Here is a 16,985-nt window from a genome sequence, read left to right as displayed (position 1 = left end):
TCATGGCAAAACAAGAAGAGCAGATCGAATTCAATTGGGACGGTTTCGACAAACAAAACCGGAAAACCAAAGGCACTATCAGTGCCAAAAGCGAAGTGATCGCTCGCGCCGAGCTGCGGCGGATGGGCATCCGGGTGATCGGCATCAAACCCAAGGCGAAACCCTTGTTCAGTCCGCGGGTGCAAAAAATCACGCCGGGCGATATTGCCGTTTTTGCCCGCCAATTGGCGACCATGCTGGCGGCCGGCGTACCGTTGGTGCAGTCGTTCGATATCATCGGCAAGGGCCACGACAACGCCAGCATGTCGGAAATGCTGTTGTCGATCAAAGCCGACGTCGAGGGTGGCGATACGCTGGCGCAAGCATTGGGTCGTAAGCCGCTCTATTTCGACGCCTTGTTTTGCAATCTGGTCGAAGCCGGCGAACACGCCGGGGTATTGGAAACCTTGTTGGATAAGATTGCCACTTACAAGGAAAAAACCGAGTCGATCAAGAAAAAAGTCAAGAAAGCGTTGACCTATCCGGTGGCGGTATTGGTGGTGGCGTTTATCGTTACGGCCATTTTGCTGGTGTTCGTGGTGCCGGTGTTCGAGGACTTGTTCAAAGGCTTCGGCGCCGATTTGCCGGCGTTCACCAAATTCGTCATCGATTTGTCGGCCTGGGTACAGGAATGGTGGTGGGCCGTGGTCGGCGTGCTGTTTGTCGCCGGCTACACCTTTACCTACTTTAAAAAGCGCTCGAAGGCCTTCAACCATTTTCTGGATCGGACTCTGTTGAAAATACCGGTGGTCGGTATGATTTTGCAAAAATCGGCCATCGCCCGCTTTGCCAGAACCCTCTCGACCATGTCGGCCGCCGGCGTACCCTTGGTCGAAGCCTTGGTTTCGGTGGCCGGCGCGTGCGGTAACATCTTGTTTTACGAGGCGGTGATGAAGGTGCGCGACGACGTCGCTACCGGCCAGCAATTGAAGTTCGCCTTGGAAACCACCGGCATATTTCCGAATATGGTGGTACAGATGGTGGCGATCGGCGAAGAATCCGGTTCGATCGACGCCATGCTGGACAAGGTCGCCGACTTTTACGAGGAAGAGGTCGATAACTTGGTCGACAACCTGAGCAGTTTGATGGAGCCTATCATCATGGTGATCTTGGGGATTTTGGTCGGCGGTTTGATCGTGGCGATGTATTTGCCGATCTTCAAATTGGGCGCCGCTATCTAACCTGTTGCCGGTTCCGGCCTATTACAGGCAGCGGACCGGCCAGTCTTTTCTGCTTACCTATGTTGTTTAATGTCTTAGCTCAATCTCCCGGTTTTCTGGCCGCAAGCGCTTTAGTACTCGGCTTGCTGGTCGGCAGTTTTCTGAATGTGGTGATTTACCGGCTGCCGCTGATGATGCAGGCTGCGTGGCGGCGCGAGTGCCGCGAATACCTGGAATTGCCGGCCGAAGCCCCGGGCGAGCGTTTCGATCTGTTATTGCCGGCTTCGCACTGCCCGGCTTGCAAAGCCGAAATCAAAGCCTATCAAAACATCCCGGTCCTGAGCTTCTTGCTGCTCGGCGGCAAATGCGCCAACTGCGGCAACAAAATCGGTTGGCGTTATCCTTCGATCGAGGCCTTTACCGGCCTGTGTTCGGCGCTGGTCGCTTGGCAACTGGGTTACGGCTGGGCGCTGGCGTTTGCGTTGCCGTTGACCTGGTGTCTGATTGCACTGAGTTTTATCGATATCGACCAGCAATTGCTGCCGGACTCGATCACGCTGCCTTTGGTCTGGCTGGGTTTGCTGCTCAGCGTGTTCGGCATTTTTGCCGACAGCCGCGACAGTATCGTCGGCGCGGTAGCCGGTTATTTAAGCTTGTGGAGCGTCTACCACGGTTTTAAATTGCTGACCGGCAAGGACGGCATGGGTTACGGCGATTTCAAATTACTGGCCGTATTCGGCGCCTGGCTGGGCTGGCAATATTTGCCGTTGATAATCTTGTTGTCTTCCCTGGTCGGTGCGGTGATTGGCATCGCGATGATCGTGTTCTGCCGGCGCGATGCGGCCAAGCCGATTCCGTTCGGGCCTTATCTGGCTATGGCCGGGTGGCTGGCGCTATTGTGGGGTGAGCAAATGAATGCTTGGTATCTGCGGCTTGCAGGTCTGTGACCGATGTTGAAAATCGGTTTGACCGGTGGCATCGGCTGCGGCAAAACCACGGTATGCCGTCTGTTTGCCGACTTGGGCGTGCCGGTGGTCGATGCCGATTTGATCGCCCGCCGCTTGGTTGAACCGGGCGAGCCGGCCTTGCAAGCCATCGTTCAGACATTCGGTGCCGACATGTTGAAAACCGACGGCAGCCTGGATCGGCCCAAGTTGCGCGAGGCGATCTTTACCGATCCGGAGCAAAAGCGGCGGCTGGACGCCATCATGCATCCGCGGGTATACGCCCGCATCGCCGCCGATGTGGCGGCATTGCAGGCCGATTACTGCCTGATTGCGGTGCCGTTGTTGCTCGAATCTAAAAATCCTTATGTTGTGGACCGGATCCTGGTGGTAGATTGTCCGCAACCCCTGCAGATCGAACGGGTCGTAACCCGGGACAAACTCAGCGCCGAACAGGCGCAGGCCATCGTGGCCAGTCAGATGTCGCGGCCGGAACGGCTGGCCCGCGCCGACGACGTGATCGACAATAGCGCCGGGCCGGAGCTGCTTGCAGAACAGGTTAAAAGCCTGCACAATTCCTATATTTTTTTAGCCACCGCCAGGACACCACCGGCTTGAATACACAAATAGTCTACGAATTCCCGCTCAACGAACGAATTCGTGTGTTTATGCGCTTGGAGCAGCTCTTTCAACAGCTCAGCCATTTCATGTTGGGCGCTTCGGTTTTCGACAAACGCGCCGCCATCTCCGTCTTGTTGGATATTCTGACCATCTTCAGCCGTAGCGATCTTAAATCCGAATTGATCAAAGAATTGGACCGCCACACCAAAGTGTTGAACCAATTGGCCCATAATCACGGCGTCGACGACGAAAAACTGCAGGAAATTCTGGCAGACTTGAATCAGGCCAGCCGCAATTTATACAGCGCCAACGGCAAGATCGGCATCAGCGTGATGGAAAGCGATTTGTTTCAAAGTATTTCGCAGCGTAATTCGATACCCGGCGGCAGTTGCTCGTTCGATCTGCCGGCGTTTCATTACTGGTTGGAGCAGGACGAAGCAGAGCAGCAGAAAGATCTGGAGCGTTGGACCCAACCGTTTGTCGATATCCGGGTCGCGATCGACCTGATTTTAGGCTTTATCCGCCAAAGCAGTATTCCGACCCCGGAGCTTGCCAAAGCAGGTTTTTTTCAATTGGCACTCGACAATAAAAACCATCCGGTGCAGTTGCTGCGCGTGGCTTTGCAACCGGAGCAGCGCTGTTTCGCCGAGATCAGCGGCGGCAAACACCGCTTCAGCATCCGCTTCATGATCCCGTCGGCCGATGAAAACCGGCCGAGCCAAACCCAGGACGATATCGAATTCCATTTGACCCGCTGCATGTTCTGATGGCCGCGCAGTCCCCGCCGCAAGTCGCCTGCCCGACCTGCCGTAAACCGGTGGCCTGGGTTGCCGCCGAAAAATTCAAACCGTTCTGCTCGGAGCGCTGCAAGCTGATCGACCTCGGCGATTGGGCCACCGAAGCGCACAAGATTCCCGGTCCGCCGGTTTGGGACGACGAAAACCCCGACCTGTCGAACCTGGATGACGGTGAAGCGGGTTAGCACACCCGGTGCTGAGTCTGACTGCGGCCCGATATGAGGTGGCTGCAAAGCTCGGACGTGGTAGTCAACAGCAATAAGGGATTTTGTCGAGAGGCCGCTTCAAGCCAAAAAGCCGCTGATGCCGGCTATGCCTTGGGCGCCGGCAGCTTGCGCCCGCACCAAATCCTGCCGGCTCAAACCGCCCAAGGCGAACACCGGCAAGTTGGCGCATTCCAGTAGTTCGCTAAAGTGTTGCCAGCCCAACGGCGGCGTGTCGGGATGCGATGCGGTCGGCATGACCGGCGCCAACACCGCAAAATCCACCCCAATCGCCAGCGCATGCTGCAGTTCCGTTGAATTGTGGCAAGACGCTGCGACCCAGCGCATTCCGGGCGGACGTCGATCCAGTCTTATTAAGGCCCGGCTGCTCAAATGGATGCCTTGTGCCTGACTAATATCCAAATCCAGATCGGCGTTGACCAGCACCTCGACGGCGTGTTGCCGGCATTGCTGCAATACTCGTTCGAGCACGGTTTGTTTGTCGTTCGCGCTTAGCGTTTTGGCCCGGAATTGCACTAATTTGACGCCGTTGTCGATGATGCGTCGGCAATTGGCGATGACCGTTTCCGCGTCCGGACCTTCCAGGATGGCGTAATACGCCGGCAGCCGGGCGGCGGCGATGATAGGCAGGTTGGCGGCCGGAAAGGTGAAGTCGGAAAGCTGGCCGGCGCTAACCCATTGCATGGCCTGGCCTTCGCAGGGCCGGGCTTCGCCGCTGAACGAGTTGACGTTCCAGACGTCCAGCAACACCCGGCGGTCGCCGTAATCGTGGTGGATTTTGATCAAAGGCTCGGCAGCGGCGACCCGAATCCCGACCTCTTCCTCCAGCTCCCGCGCTAGCGCCTGCAACACCGGCTCGCCGGGTTCCAACTTGCCGCCGGGAAACTCCCACAAGCCGCCCTGGTGCGCGTGTTGAGCGCGTCGGGCGATCAATATCCGACCGGCCGTGTCGCGAACGACGCCGACCGCGACGTGAACCACGTTATTTGGCTGGAGCATGGGCGGAATTAAGTGCGGTATTCGGCGTTGATTTTGACGTAATCGTAGGAAAAATCGCAGGTTAACACCTGTTCGCTGGCCGTGCCGCGGCCTAAACGCACCGTGACGTCGATCTCCTGCTGGCTCATGACCCGCTGGCCGTCCTGTTCGGTGTAAGACGGCGCGCGACCGCCGTTTTCGACGATGCAGACCGTACCCAGGTAAATCTCGATTTTCTCCAGCTCCATATTTTCGACCCCGGCCCGGCCCACGGCAGCCAATATCCGGCCCCAGTTCGGGTCGCTGGCGAAGAACGCGGTTTTGACCAGCGGCGAATGGGCAATGGTTTTTGCCACTTGCAGCGCTTCGCCGCTGTCGCGGGCTTGCTCGACGATGATGCGCATCAGCTTAGTGGCGCCTTCGCCGTCGCGAATGATCAACTCCGCCAGCCGTTTGCAAACCGAGGCCAAGGCTGCGCTGAACGCCGCCAGATGCTCGCTGCCGGGCAAAATCTCCGGCGCGCCGCTGCAGCCGCTGGCCAATACCACGCAGGCGTCGTTGGTCGAAGTATCGCCGTCGACGGTGATCCGGTTAAACGATTGCTCGACCGCCGCATTCAGGCACTCTTGCAACAGACCCTGCTCGATTTTGGCGTCGGTGGCGATAAAGCCCAGCATCGTCGCCATATTGGGCTGGATCATGCCGGCGCCTTTGGAAATGCCGGTAATCGCGACCGGATGGCCGCCGATGTCGAGCTTCAACGAGGCGCCTTTCGGAAAGGTGTCGGTGGTCATGATTGCCCGCGCCGCCCGGTCCCAATGCGATTCGGCCAGATTGGCGACCGCGGCCGGCAGCGCCGCCGCCAGTTTTTCCACCGGCAGCGGTTCGCCGATCACGCCGGTCGAAAACGGCAGCACTTGCTGCGCCAACGCATCGACTTCTCCAGCCAAACCGGCGCAGCAGGCAAAGGCGTCCTGCAAGCCTTGCTTGCCGGTGCCGGCATTGGCATTGCCGGAGTTGACCAGCAGCCAGCGCGGGTTCATCGGCAAATGCGCCTTGGCGACCTGTACCGGCGCCGCGCAAAAGGCGTTTTGGGTGAATACCGCCGCGCAACTGCCGCCTTCGGCCATTGCGATGACCAAGATGTCGTCGCGCACGGTTTGTTTGATGCCGGCGTTACTGGAGCCGAGTTTGATGCCTTTTACGGCATGCATGGTGGGGAAGTCGATTTGTCCTACTGCCATTGTGTAACCTGATTTAGACTTTAAATTTGTGTCGCTATCGCGACGGATTATTTGGGTGTCGGTTCGCGGACCGACAACCGCGATACTTTTCTTTGCTTGTCCAAAGAAAAGTATCCAAAAGAAAAGACACCCGGATGCCGCTTATTCCCTGCGCTCCTCGCTTTCGACGGGGATCGACAGAAGGGGCTCCTGCCCCTCTGCCGATGTGCGGCATCCCTGCCGCACCCCTGCGGGCTGTTCCCGCCGAAAGCTCCGGTGCTCGGCGCGGCATACGGGACAAAACCATCCCGTAATTTGGCAAGTAATTTACACACCAAAGCTTTTTGTTCAACCCTCGTAGGGTGCATTAGCGATAGCGTAATGCACCGAACAATCGAAGGCCAACATGCGGCGCAATACGGCTTCGCCTATTGACGTATATGGACTCCTCCCGTTTTGCAAGCGGATCACTTCTGTTGGTAAAAGGTACGACTGCACACGTATATCCGGCCTTACTTGAGCATCATAGGCTCTGGCCATAATGGGCTATTCGCGCGCTGGTTCCTTATCGCCCTAACGTGCTCTTGGGCACAACGCAATAGTCAGGTTTTACCAGCGCCGGTTCGTCCGGTTGCCATCAGGGTGATGCTTCGCAATCGAGTGGATTGCTCTTTTATCTCAATCGGTTTGGGCGTGACAGTTTACTGTCAGGCCCAAGCCGATTCCCCAGCCGGCCGGTCTCGGTCCGGTTGGTAGTCGATGTTCTTGCTCAATAACGCCCAAGCAATTCGAGCGTTTTTATTGGCCAAGGCGACGGCGGCGATGTTTTTGTTACGCCGCTCGCTGAGGGTTTGCAGCCAACGGCTGCGCGGATCGTCTTTTTGCCCGGCGACTTTGAGCACGGCCCGTGCGCCGTGAATCAACAAGGTCCTCAAGTAGGCATCGCCGCGCTTGCTGATGCCCAACAGCCGTTCCTTGCCGCCACTGCTATGTTGACCTGGCGTCAAGCCTAGCCAAGCCGCCATGTCCCGTCCACGCTTGAATTGCTTGCCGTCACCCACGCCGCTGACCAGGGCTGTGGCGGTAATCGGGCCGATGCCCGGAATTTGCTGTAGACGTTTGGCGCCCGGATCGGTATCGGCTTGGCGTTGAATGCGTTTATCCAGATCTTTGACGCGCTCATCCAGGCCGATCAAATCGTCTTTTAAACCGTTGAGCAAACTTCGGAAGTGGCTGGTCAGGTGGTTGTCACCATCTTCCAATAAGCCCGGTAGCGCTTTGCGTAAGGTTTCCAGGCGTTGTCCGACGACGATGCCGTATTCGGCCAGCAAGCCGCGAATTTGATTGGCCTTCTCGGTGCGCTGACTGACCAATTGACTGCGTATGCGATGCGTGGCCTGTAGGTCTTGCTGAGCCACCGTCTTGATGGCTACGAAACGCATCGTTGGTCGCGAGACCGCTTCGCAGATCGCTTCCGCATCATTGGCGTCGTTTTTGTTCGCCTTGACATAGGGTTTGACGAATTGCGGCGCAATCAATTTGACGGTATGACCCAGTTTTTCGAGTTCTCGTCCCCAGTAGTGGGCACTGCTACAGGCTTCCAGGCCGATCAAACATGACGGCAAATCCCGAAAAAAAGCCAGCATTTGCACGCGTTTGAGCTTTTTCTTCAGTACCGGTTGCTCATGGCTATCGACGCCGTGCACTTGAAACACCTGCTTTGCCAAATCAATTCCTATACGTTTAACATTCATCTCGGACTCCTCCTTCCGCTTGTCGGATAGCTTTAGTCTATCCCTCTGGCACCCGATGCCGCTAGGAGGGAGGAGTCCATCCCATTGCCCTACGGATTGCACCTTACCGCGTTAAGACCCGCAAGTACGACCGACATATATTTCCTGTCCAGTAGTGGGGTTGAGATATACATCAAGGCCATTTTCATGGCGAAGATATTTCATGCCTTTCGCTACGTGATCACTTGGCACGAAACCGAAAGTTGAACTCAATGAACCTTCGTATTTCCAATCAGGCGGCGTAATCACTTGATTTATGCGACTTCCAACTAACCGACATGCGGCTATCCGTGGCCCACTGCCGTCCATACTCACATGACCGAACTCAAGCCAAGCGCATTTGGAGCTGATGCCGTGAATTTGGTCAACCACGGCAACATCAATTGCCTCTCCGTCACGCAAGAACTCTAAACCAGCCCGTTGCAATTTCTTGATAAACGATTCAACGTCCTGAGGAGTCATGAACCCAACTCTGACAACTTCGTTATCGGCGCATAGGGTTCTATTTGGGATGATGCTTTTAAATGCATCCCATCCGCCGGGAAACTTTTTTAGCAAGTCCTCAGCACGAACAACAACGGAAATAGCTTCAATCAGAACAGACATCAATTACTCCTTCTTGCCCAACTTTCAATCTAACCGGTGCGTGGCCTTTGCCGCCCGTCCGGGCTGAGCGCTTTGTTAGCCATGCGCCTACAGCCAAAGCAGGCTCTTTATTGGTGGATACGTCTGTACCATCCAACGAAGGGCTTCGAAGATGATTAGAGCCCACGTAAGTGATAGAAAGTTGCCGATTGCGTACGAGTAGAAGCGCGCAAGCGTCTTCATGCTTTTACCTTCCGGCGAGTCTTTTGCTTGAGTCGTAAGCCAGCCACTAAACGCCTTGAACAACAATATGGCGCCTATGAACGCGTGAATTTGTGTGACCATTCCATACAGATAAAGCTGCCGCTCAAGTATTCCGACAACCTTTCCGAGCGGCTGACGCTCTGAGAGGTCTTGTAGCTCCGAATCAATTGCTTGTCGTAGGGATTCCACTAGAGGCTTATCGGGCATAGGCTTTTGGTTCAGGATTGCTGATTCGGTTGCAAAAATCCGCACCCCTAGATTGATCGAGGCACCAACGATACCAAGAGTTCCAAGTATTAAATTCAGAACGCTGGCAGCTAGGAAGAACGAAATCTGAAATGGTACGTCTACGAAACTCGGAATCATGTGTACTCCTTGATGGCTAACAAGTGATTAAGTGGATTCTGAATATCATTCCTTAGTCGGAAATAAACCGTTTTTGTCCATCGGGAGGGTTCCCCCGTATGCCGCGCCGAGCACCGGAGCTTTTGGACGGATTAGCCCGTAGGGGCGATGCAGGGATGCATCGCGTTGACGGAGGGGCAGGAGCCCCTTTCGTCAACCCCGTTCAAAAGCGAGGAGCGCAGGGAAAAAGCGGCGTCCGGGTGGCGTTTCTTTTGGTGACTTTTCTTTGGCCAAACAAAGAAAAGTTACTCGGCTGTCGGGCCGAGACCCGACATCAAATCAAGCCGTCGCGATAGCGACACAACCAAAAACTCAACCCACTTCCAAAACAATCACATACTCCCCATCACCCGCACGAGTCTCCAACACCTGATGCCCATTAATCCGACACCAGGCCGGAATATCCTGCATCACCCCTGGATCGGTGCATTCCACGGTCAATACGTCGCCGGGCTGTAAAGTCTTGACCTTGTCCTGGGTGCGGATCACCGGCAACGGGCACAGCAGCCGGCGTGCGTTTAACGTGAATTCGCTCATACGAACCACTCCTCGGGAATTTGCTCGGCTGCCAACGGCGTTACGAAAATATTACGTTCGGCACCGGCGCGGTCGCGTATCGTCACTTCGACTTGCTCGGCGTCGCGGCCCTGGCCGTAACGTGCCAGGATTTGCCCGGCCAAGGCCAAATCGTCTTCGCCGACTTCGCCGTCGATCAGCACCAACGGCCCGCGGTGGCTGGTGCAATGCATGCTGACGAACTCTTTTTTATAGCCGCTCATGAAGCGGGCTTCGCCATCCTCGCGGGCGACGATGATTTTGAAATGCGGGCGGGGGCGAATATGGCGGCCGACCTTCAACAGCATGATGTCGTCCAGATCGTAGTCGCGCTTGCCGCGGGCCTGCCACAGGTCGGTCAATTTTAAGGAATAACTTTCGTCGGTTAGGAAGCAGCAGCCGCCGGCCGGTTGGGCGTAGTCGGCAAAACCGAATTCTTTGGCCAAGCTCATTTGCGGTTTGCGGGAGCGGCCGCTGAAGCCGAACATCTTGTCGCGGCTGATCCAGCCTTCGCGTTCCGGCAAGGTGGCGGGCAGATTCTGCGCCGACAGCGGCCGCACCAGCAGGTCGTCGGCGCCGGATTCGGCGGCGACGATCGGCATGGTCTGCTTGCGTTGCGACATCGGCCGTTGCCCGACCACTTCGCCGGTGATGATGAAATCGAAGCCGTTTTCCTGCATCCACTGCTTGGCCTTGTTGACCATGAAGATCTTGCAGTCCAGGCACGGGTTCAGATTGGCGCCGTAGCCGTGTTTGGGGTTCAGCAGCACTTGTTTGTATTCTTCGATGATATCGATGATGTGCAGCTTGATGCCGAGTTGTTCGGCTACCCACAGTGCGTTGTTACGCTTGACCTTGTCGGCATCCTGCTTGCGGATGGCGTGGGTGTGGCCTTCGACGCAAAATCCGGTAAAGAAGTTGATGCCTTCGACATGGATGCCCTGGTTCATGATGGTCTGGCAGGCTAGCATGGAATCCAGGCCGCCGGAAATCAGCGCCACGGCTTTTCGTTGTTGACTCATAACGGGGGGGAATTAACGGAAAAAACGCAGCATTATACTGCGGATTAGGCGTTCAGGGTTAAGCCGAATGCGGCGACGGGCTGTAAAAGCCCACAGATAACAAGGGCTTGCGAATGTGTCGGTTGCCGTACGCCGGGGTGAGTGCGAGCGGCGAACAGATGGCCTGGGCTATGGCTGCCAAACTTGGGCGTCGTAATAACGGATCAATTCCGCCGTATTATTGATTTGCAATTTGCCGCACAGCCGCGATTTGTAAGTGCTGACGGTTTTGTTGCTGATTGCCAGTTCCTGGCCGATTTCGGTAATGCCTTTGCCGTTGGCCAGCATTTGCAGAATTTGAAACTCGCGGGCAGACAGTTTTGGGTGAGGTTTCGATTCCGGGGCTACTATGTCGGCAAAGGCCAATTTTTCGGCCAGCTTCGGGTCGATAAAGCGTTGGCCGGTTGCGACTGCGCGGATGGCGGCCATCAGCGTTTCCGGATCGCTGTCTTTGGTCAGGTAACCTTTGGCGCCGGCCCTCAACGCCAGGCTAACGATTTGCAGTTCGTTGTGCATGCTCAACACCAGCACCGGCAGCGTCGGGAACTCCCGCCGGATCCGGCTTATCGTTTCGCAGCCGCCCGGGCCGGGCATGTTCAAATCCAGCAGAACCAGGTCTACTGTGCAGCGCTGCAGGCAGTCCAGCAGTTGTTCGCTGTTTTCGGCTTCGCCGCCAATTTCGATGTCCGCGTTCAGTGCGAACAATTGTTTGAGCCCGCTACGCACGATGGCGTGGTCGTCGGCTATGAGCAGTCGAATCATAAAAGGTATCTGTTGGGGGTGGCCGGAACCCGGACCCGAATGGTCGTGCCCGTGTCCGGGTTGCTGAGGAATTCGCTTGTGCCGCCCAGCATAATGGCGCGTTCCTGGATGCCGATCAAACCGAACGATTGGGCTTTCCTGGCGTCCGATGCAGCGAATCCCCGACCGTTATCGCAAATTTCCAGGTAGTAAAAGCCGGGCTCCATGGCGATGCGAATTTTAACCTTGTCTGCGCCGGAATGCTTCAGGACGTTGGTCAGCGACTCCTGGACAATGCGGAATAACGCCGTTGCGCATTCTTCGTCCATTTCCGGGCCGTTGTCGGGATGACTGAAATCGCAGGCAATGCCGGATTGGTCGGAGAATTTTTTGATGTGCCATTGCAGCGCCGGCACGATGCCCATTTCAAGCGCCGACGGCCGTAAGGAGGTCGCTACGTCGCGGGTGACTTCTATGGTTTTGTCCAATAACAGCATCGTATCGCGAATTTTCTCGGCCAGTTCGGCGTTGCCCTCGGCGAACCGCAGACGCATCAGCGAGATCTGCATGCGCAGTGCGGTCAGCATCTGGCCGAGTTCGTCGTGGATCTCGCGGGCGATGCGTCTGCGTTCTTCTTCGCGGGCTTTTTCGCGGCGGGCGTAGAGTTGCCGTAATCGGGAGCGGGAGTATTCCAGGTCGCGTTCGATTTCTTTCAGCTCGGTAATGTCTTGCGACGTACCCACCGCGCGCAGAAACCGGCCCTGGCTGTCGAAGTCGAGTTCGGCCCGTTCCCGCAGCCATTTGAGCTCGCCGTTGACCAGAATGCGGTGCTGGATATCGTACGGCGCGCCGTTCATCGCCGCCTGCCAGGCTTGGTCGATAAAAGCCCGGTCGTCCGGATGCACGCAGTCCAGGAAATGTTGGTAGGTGACGGCGGCCCCGAGCGGAGTGCCGAATATCCGGTAGTTTTCGTCCGACCAATGCAAGCTGGTGCGGTCGGCGTCCAACCGCCAACTGCCCAGATGAGCCTGTGCTTGGGCGTGGGCCAGATGGGCTTCGCTGTCGCGTAAGGCGTTCTCGATGGTTTTGTAGCGGGTTACATCGATGTTAACGCCGACGATTTTTTGCTGCTCGCCGTTCGGGCCGCTGCCGACGATGGCGGCCGCCTGGATGTAGCGCAAACTGCCGTCGTTTTGGCGGCGGATGCGGAATTCCCAATGTTGTTCCCGCCTGTCGTGAATCAACTTGCGCAGTTTGGCCTTGCAGCGCGGCAAATCTTCCTGGACTACCAGTTGCGCCCAAGCCTCGTAATCGATCGGCGTGCCTTGGGCGATACCGAACATCTGATACATGCGCGGGTCCCAGTCGGCTTGACCGCTGCCAATGTCCCATTCACAGATGCCGATGGCCGAGGCCTGGGTTGCCAGCCGCAAGCGCTCGCTGTAGTTACGCAAGGTATCTTCCGCGACGCGTTGTTCGGTAATGTCTCTGGCCAATCCGGTGGTGCCGAGCACTTCGCCGCTTTCGCCGATCACCGGCGATTTGATCGTTTCAGTCCAGGTTTCGCGGCCGGCGTCGAACGCGCGTTCGGTGAGCTGGATTTGACGACGGTTCTGCATGACCTCCCGGTCCACTGCCAGATAATGTTCGGCCAGTTCGCGCGGCCAGATGTCGTAATCGGTAATACCGTCTAGCGCCTGTAGCTCTTTGATGCCGACCGCCTGCAACCAATGCTTGTTGGCTTGCAGGTAACGGCCGTCGCGGTCTTTCATCCAGGCCAGGAACGGCAGGTTGTCGTATATCGCCCGCAGGCTGGCGGCCGATTCGCCGATCCTTTTTTGGGCAGACTTCAATTCGGTGACATCGGTCACCAGTACGAAAAAACCGTTGACCCGGCCGTCGCCGTGATCGGGCAGATAGGCCGTCTGGGTGTAGCGCTCCCTGCCGGAAACATCGACGATGGTGCGTTCGAAAAACTGGGGTTCTCCGGCTAAAACTGCTTCCAGATAGGGTTGGTTCAAGCCATACAATTTATCGCCGATCACGTCGCGGATGTGCTTGCCGAGCATGCTGCTCGGCGTAAAACCGAACCACTCCTCGTAGGCCGTGTTGCCGAATCGGTTGTGCAGATTCCGGTCCCAGTAACCGATCATGGCCGGCATGTGGTTTAGAACCGCACTCAAATTCGGGCTGTGCTCCAGCACTTCGGCCGCGGATTCTGCCGGCGCAGGGGGCGGGCTCGGCGGCCGGGACGAGAATAGCAACAAGTGGGCTTGGCCTTGCGGGCTGTCGATCCGGCGAATTTTCAGCGATAGCGGGATCCAGGTATTGTCAGTGCTGCTCAGGTAAAGGTCGATCACGGCCGAAGCTTCGGCGGCATGCGAGCTAGCCGGCCACAACTCGTCTGCGATCAGGTAGCGCCGGGTCCGGTCTGCATGATATAGGGCCGGTTGCCATTCGCCGACCTTGGCGAGCTTGCGGCCGGCGAGTCCGAACAGCGATTCGGCGGCGGGATTGGCGTAAAGGATCTGGTGCTTGGCGTCCAGCACCAGGACCGCGTCATCGATACTCGCGACAATGCCGTATAGCCAGTCGATTTCGGCATACGGGTCATTCAGCTTGAAACGAGTGTGGGGCATGGTGTCCGCCGCATTGTAAAAGACGCAAGGATAGACGAGTAAGCGGTGGCGATGGCAAAGATTTTCCGGACTAATTCGTGCCGGTCAATCGTCTCGGCCTTCACATGTCCGGCTGTTGACCTAAACTTTGAACATTTTTTAACGCGAGATTGGCCGGTATGGAATTTAGAGACTATTTGAAAATCCTGGTGCAGCACGACGGTTCCGATTTGTATTTGACGGCCGGCGCGCCGCCGGCCGCCAAATTCCAAGGCACCTTGAAGCCGTTGGAAAACGTCAAGCTTACCCCGGAGCGGATCAAGCAAATCGCCGACAGCGTGATGGACCACGAGCAACGCGCCAGTTTCGAGCACGTGCCGGAGATGAATCTGGCCATCACTGAAGAGGGCATCGGCCGGTTCCGGGTCAATATTTTCAAGCAGCGCAATTGTTATGCCTTGGTGATCCGCAACATCAAGGTGGATATCCCGAATGCCGACGTTTTGGGCCTGCCGCAGATTTTGAAAGACAAAATCATGGAAAAGCGCGGCCTGATTTTGTTCGTCGGCGGCACCGGCTCCGGTAAATCGACTTCGCTGGCGGCCTTGATCGATTACCGCAACAGCAATTCGTCGGGCCACATCATCACCATCGAAGATCCGATCGAATTCGTGCATCCGCATAAACGTTCGTTGGTCAATCAGCGCGAAGTCGGGGTCGATACCCTAAGCTACGAAGACGCCTTGAAGAATACGCTGCGTCAGGCGCCCGACGTGATCCTGATCGGCGAAATCCGCAGCCAGGAAACCATGGAGCATGCGTTGGCCTTTGCCGAAACCGGCCATTTATGCCTGTCGACCTTGCATGCCAATAACGCCAACCAGGCGCTGGACCGGATCATCAACTTCTTTCCGGAAGAGCGCCGGCCGCAATTACTGATGGATTTGTCTTTGAATTTGCAGGCCTTTGTCTCGCAACGCCTGGTGCCGACCATAGAAGGCAAGCGGGTGGCGGCGATCGAAATCCTGTTAGGTACCAAACTCGTCAGTGATTTGATCCACAAGGGCGACATTCATGCCATCAAGGAAGCGATGGAAAAGTCGGAAAATATCGGTATGCAGACCTTCGACAGTCATCTATTGAAGCTGTACAAAAGCGGCGTGATTTCGCTGGAAGAAGCAATGCGCAATTCCGATTCGCCGAACAATCTGAAACTGAAAATCAATTTGAGCGAGGGTTTGGGTTCGGCTACCAAACAAACCGGAGCGCTGGGCAGTCTGGCTTTGGAAGAGATCAGCAAGAAGGAAGGCGACGACGGCGACGGAGGGCATTGATGCCGGCCGTATCGGCCGGGTTATGCCAAATCTTCCGGATTCAGGATTTTATAAATTTCGTAGGCCGGTTGTTGGTAGGGATGGCTGTCTAGCAGGGTTTGCACGGCGGTTTTGATAACGTGGTCGGCGCACACCATTTCCACCTTGTACTCGGCGACGGTTTCCAGCCGATCGATTACGCCTAAGTACGGCTCGCTGCCGGCTAAGGGGCGAAACTGGCCCTGGCCCAGCGTTTGCCAGCAGCAGCGATCGTAATCGCCGAAACGGCCGGCGCCCTGTTCGAATAGCGCTTGCTTGATGGCTTCAACGTGGCTGGCCGGCGCGTAAAAACAAAGTTTATACATGGCGCGCCGACCTCTCCCGGTGAAACCCGCTATCGGCGAAGCGCATCAGCCGGCCGCCAGCAAAAATACGCCCCACAACACGACGACCAGCGTGATTTCCTCGATCATGTTGAGAGCCGCCTGGCGGTCGGCGCGAATGTGCATGGCTAATTGGTTGGCTTTTTGGTCTCGCATATGGACTGATTGGCGCGGCATAAGGTTTCCTCGTTAGTGGTGGTGGGTGTAACTCCGCATTTGCCCGACCAATACGCCTTGGATTTCCACTTGCTCGGGTTTGTAGCGCAGGGCCTGCATCGTGGAATTGGCGGGTATCAGCAAGGTTTCGTGCGGATATTGCTCGATGAATTTCAATGTGGCTTCGGTCTTGTCGACCAAGGCCACCACAATCTCGCCGTTACGGGCGTGGCTGCGTTGTTCGATGACGACCCAGTCGCCGTCGAAAATACCTTCCTCCAGCATCGAATCGCCTTTGACCTGTAACACATAACAGGATTTTCCGGTTTTCAACTGTTCCGGTACTGCCATGTAGGCGATGTTTTCGATGGCTTCGATCGGTTTGCCGGCGGCGATGTATCCGACGAAGGGCAATAGCTCGGATGGCTCGCTCGGCTTGGTCATGGCCTTGGCGTATTCGGTCAAACGGATGCCGCGCTGTTTGCGCTCCGGTGCTTCGACCAAATTGGCGTCGATCAACGCCTTGATTTGGCTGTGCAGCGAACCGCGCGATTTCAAGCCCATTGCCGCGCAGAGTTCCTCCAGCGTTGGCGGATGGTTGAACTGTTCCTGGTTTTGCAGCAGGAAGTCGAAAATTTCTTGTTGTTTACGGGTAAGGTTCATTTTTGTTCTGTATTTGTTTTGTAAAAATGATATATGCAAAACAAATGCAAAACAAACTATTTTTTCAGTTCACGCGAAATGTTAACTTTGTAGCAAATCCAACCTAAAATGCCGCGACCGGTGTCGGCCAAATTGTCGCAAAGACTACAAAAAGGTGTCGCTATACCCGCGAGCACGCCGGAATTGCACCAGCTTGGATCGCGCTTGCCCGTTTTTGGCACTATCGCCGTTTTTCGGTTCGGAATCGGATCGATCGCCGCCCGGAAAAACGTATAGCGCTTCATGCTCGGCGGGTCGCAGGTATGGTTCGCAGCCGAATTCGCGTGTTGCGATCAGGTTCCGGTCACACTGCGCGGAAATGTTTTTAACGACAAAGCACCGCCCGCAAGCGGTGCTCAGGCCAGGTAAAACGGGTGTTTGGCGCTGCCGGGAAAGCCGACGGCGTGAAATTGTTACGAGAAT

19 protein-coding genes are annotated in these 16,985 nt (G+C 56.3%); 6 read left to right on the top strand and 13 right to left on the bottom strand.

Features of this window, described 5'->3' with window-relative positions:
• The first annotated feature begins 2 nt into the window (after positions 1-2).
• Genes ACH518_RS03180 through ACH518_RS03160 form a run of 5 tightly spaced genes read left to right on the top strand, consistent with a single transcriptional unit; the run spans position 3 to position 3,746 of the window.
• The gene (locus ACH518_RS03180; RefSeq protein WP_140913441.1) at positions 3-1,220 is read left to right on the top strand and encodes a type II secretion system F family protein; all 1,218 of its coding nucleotides are present in this window, start codon (positions 3-5) and stop codon (positions 1,218-1,220) included.
• Between the two features lie 59 nt (positions 1,221-1,279).
• Positions 1,280-2,146: a prepilin peptidase gene (locus tag ACH518_RS03175; RefSeq protein ID WP_445371837.1), complete on the top strand. Its 867-nt coding sequence runs from the start codon at positions 1,280-1,282 to the stop codon at positions 2,144-2,146.
• Positions 2,147-2,149: 3 nt separating this feature from the next.
• The gene (gene coaE, locus ACH518_RS03170) at positions 2,150-2,761 is read left to right on the top strand and encodes a dephospho-CoA kinase (protein ID WP_445371836.1); all 612 of its coding nucleotides are present in this window, start codon (positions 2,150-2,152) and stop codon (positions 2,759-2,761) included.
• Positions 2,758-3,531, top strand: a complete 774-nt coding sequence (gene zapD / locus ACH518_RS03165; RefSeq protein WP_445371835.1) for a cell division protein ZapD — start codon at positions 2,758-2,760, stop codon at positions 3,529-3,531. Before coaE ends, zapD begins: the two co-directional genes overlap by 4 nt.
• Positions 3,531-3,746: a DNA gyrase inhibitor YacG gene (locus ACH518_RS03160; RefSeq protein ID WP_278210275.1), complete on the top strand. Its 216-nt coding sequence runs from the start codon at positions 3,531-3,533 to the stop codon at positions 3,744-3,746. Before zapD ends, ACH518_RS03160 begins: the two co-directional genes overlap by 1 nt.
• Positions 3,747-3,845: 99 nt before the next feature.
• On the opposite strand, the gene ACH518_RS03155 is transcribed toward ACH518_RS03160, so the two are convergent.
• From ACH518_RS03155 to ACH518_RS03115, 9 genes are all read right to left on the bottom strand, one after another.
• Positions 3,846-4,784: a Nudix family hydrolase gene (locus tag ACH518_RS03155; protein WP_445371834.1), complete on the bottom strand. Its 939-nt coding sequence runs from the start codon at positions 4,782-4,784 to the stop codon at positions 3,846-3,848.
• Positions 4,785-4,792: 8 nt separating this feature from the next.
• On the bottom strand, positions 4,793-6,007 hold the full coding sequence (gene argJ / locus ACH518_RS03150; protein ID WP_445371833.1) for a bifunctional glutamate N-acetyltransferase/amino-acid acetyltransferase ArgJ: 1,215 nt from the start codon (positions 6,005-6,007) through the stop codon (positions 4,793-4,795).
• A gap of 686 nt (positions 6,008-6,693) precedes the next feature.
• On the bottom strand, positions 6,694-7,740 hold the full coding sequence (locus ACH518_RS03145; protein WP_445371832.1) for an IS110 family transposase: 1,047 nt from the start codon (positions 7,738-7,740) through the stop codon (positions 6,694-6,696).
• Positions 7,741-7,851: 111 nt separating this feature from the next.
• Positions 7,852-8,385 carry a hypothetical protein gene (locus ACH518_RS03140; RefSeq protein WP_445371831.1) on the bottom strand — a complete coding sequence of 178 codons (534 nt, stop codon included), beginning with the start codon at positions 8,383-8,385 and terminating at the stop codon, positions 7,852-7,854.
• Positions 8,386-8,472: 87 nt separating this feature from the next.
• The gene (locus ACH518_RS03135; RefSeq protein ID WP_445371830.1) at positions 8,473-8,994 is read right to left on the bottom strand and encodes a hypothetical protein; all 522 of its coding nucleotides are present in this window, start codon (positions 8,992-8,994) and stop codon (positions 8,473-8,475) included.
• 351 nt (positions 8,995-9,345) lie between these two features.
• The gene (locus ACH518_RS03130; RefSeq protein WP_445371829.1) at positions 9,346-9,570 is read right to left on the bottom strand and encodes a sulfurtransferase TusA family protein; all 225 of its coding nucleotides are present in this window, start codon (positions 9,568-9,570) and stop codon (positions 9,346-9,348) included.
• Positions 9,567-10,610, bottom strand: a complete 1,044-nt coding sequence (locus ACH518_RS03125; RefSeq protein WP_140913450.1) for a tRNA (5-methylaminomethyl-2-thiouridylate)-methyltransferase — start codon at positions 10,608-10,610, stop codon at positions 9,567-9,569. The genes ACH518_RS03130 and ACH518_RS03125 overlap by 4 nt, the downstream gene beginning before the upstream one ends.
• A 168-nt stretch (positions 10,611-10,778) precedes the next feature.
• Positions 10,779-11,411, bottom strand: a complete 633-nt coding sequence (locus tag ACH518_RS03120; protein ID WP_140913451.1) for a response regulator — start codon at positions 11,409-11,411, stop codon at positions 10,779-10,781.
• Positions 11,408-14,029, bottom strand: coding sequence for a PAS domain-containing protein (locus tag ACH518_RS03115; RefSeq protein ID WP_445371828.1), 2,622 nt, complete (start codon positions 14,027-14,029; stop codon positions 11,408-11,410). The genes ACH518_RS03120 and ACH518_RS03115 overlap by 4 nt, the downstream gene beginning before the upstream one ends.
• A gap of 158 nt (positions 14,030-14,187) precedes the next feature.
• On the opposite strand from ACH518_RS03115, the gene ACH518_RS03110 reads away from it, so the two are divergent.
• A complete protein-coding gene (locus tag ACH518_RS03110) occupies positions 14,188-15,342 on the top strand; it encodes a PilT/PilU family type 4a pilus ATPase (protein WP_445371827.1) in 1,155 nt (384 codons plus the stop codon).
• A 20-nt stretch (positions 15,343-15,362) separates the two neighbouring features.
• On the opposite strand, the gene ACH518_RS03105 is transcribed toward ACH518_RS03110, so the two are convergent.
• From ACH518_RS03105 to ACH518_RS03090, 4 genes are read right to left on the bottom strand one after another with little or no spacing between them, the layout of a single operon-like run.
• Positions 15,363-15,686, bottom strand: coding sequence for an NGG1p interacting factor NIF3 (locus tag ACH518_RS03105; protein WP_445371826.1), 324 nt, complete (start codon positions 15,684-15,686; stop codon positions 15,363-15,365).
• Positions 15,687-15,731: 45 nt separating this feature from the next.
• Positions 15,732-15,881: a hypothetical protein gene (locus ACH518_RS03100; protein ID WP_186289641.1), complete on the bottom strand. Its 150-nt coding sequence runs from the start codon at positions 15,879-15,881 to the stop codon at positions 15,732-15,734.
• Positions 15,882-15,893: 12 nt separating this feature from the next.
• Positions 15,894-16,523, bottom strand: coding sequence for a transcriptional repressor LexA (gene lexA / locus ACH518_RS03095; protein ID WP_140913455.1), 630 nt, complete (start codon positions 16,521-16,523; stop codon positions 15,894-15,896).
• A 56-nt stretch (positions 16,524-16,579) separates the two neighbouring features.
• Positions 16,580-16,807 (bottom strand): hypothetical protein, encoded by a 228-nt coding sequence (locus tag ACH518_RS03090; RefSeq protein WP_445371825.1) that lies wholly within the window; start codon positions 16,805-16,807, stop codon positions 16,580-16,582.
• Positions 16,808-16,985 lie beyond the last annotated feature (178 nt).

The organism is Methylomonas sp. HW2-6 (assembly GCF_052474525.1).
Note: the sequence above shows the minus strand (reverse complement) of the source record. Positions and strands in the feature narration are given on the sequence as shown.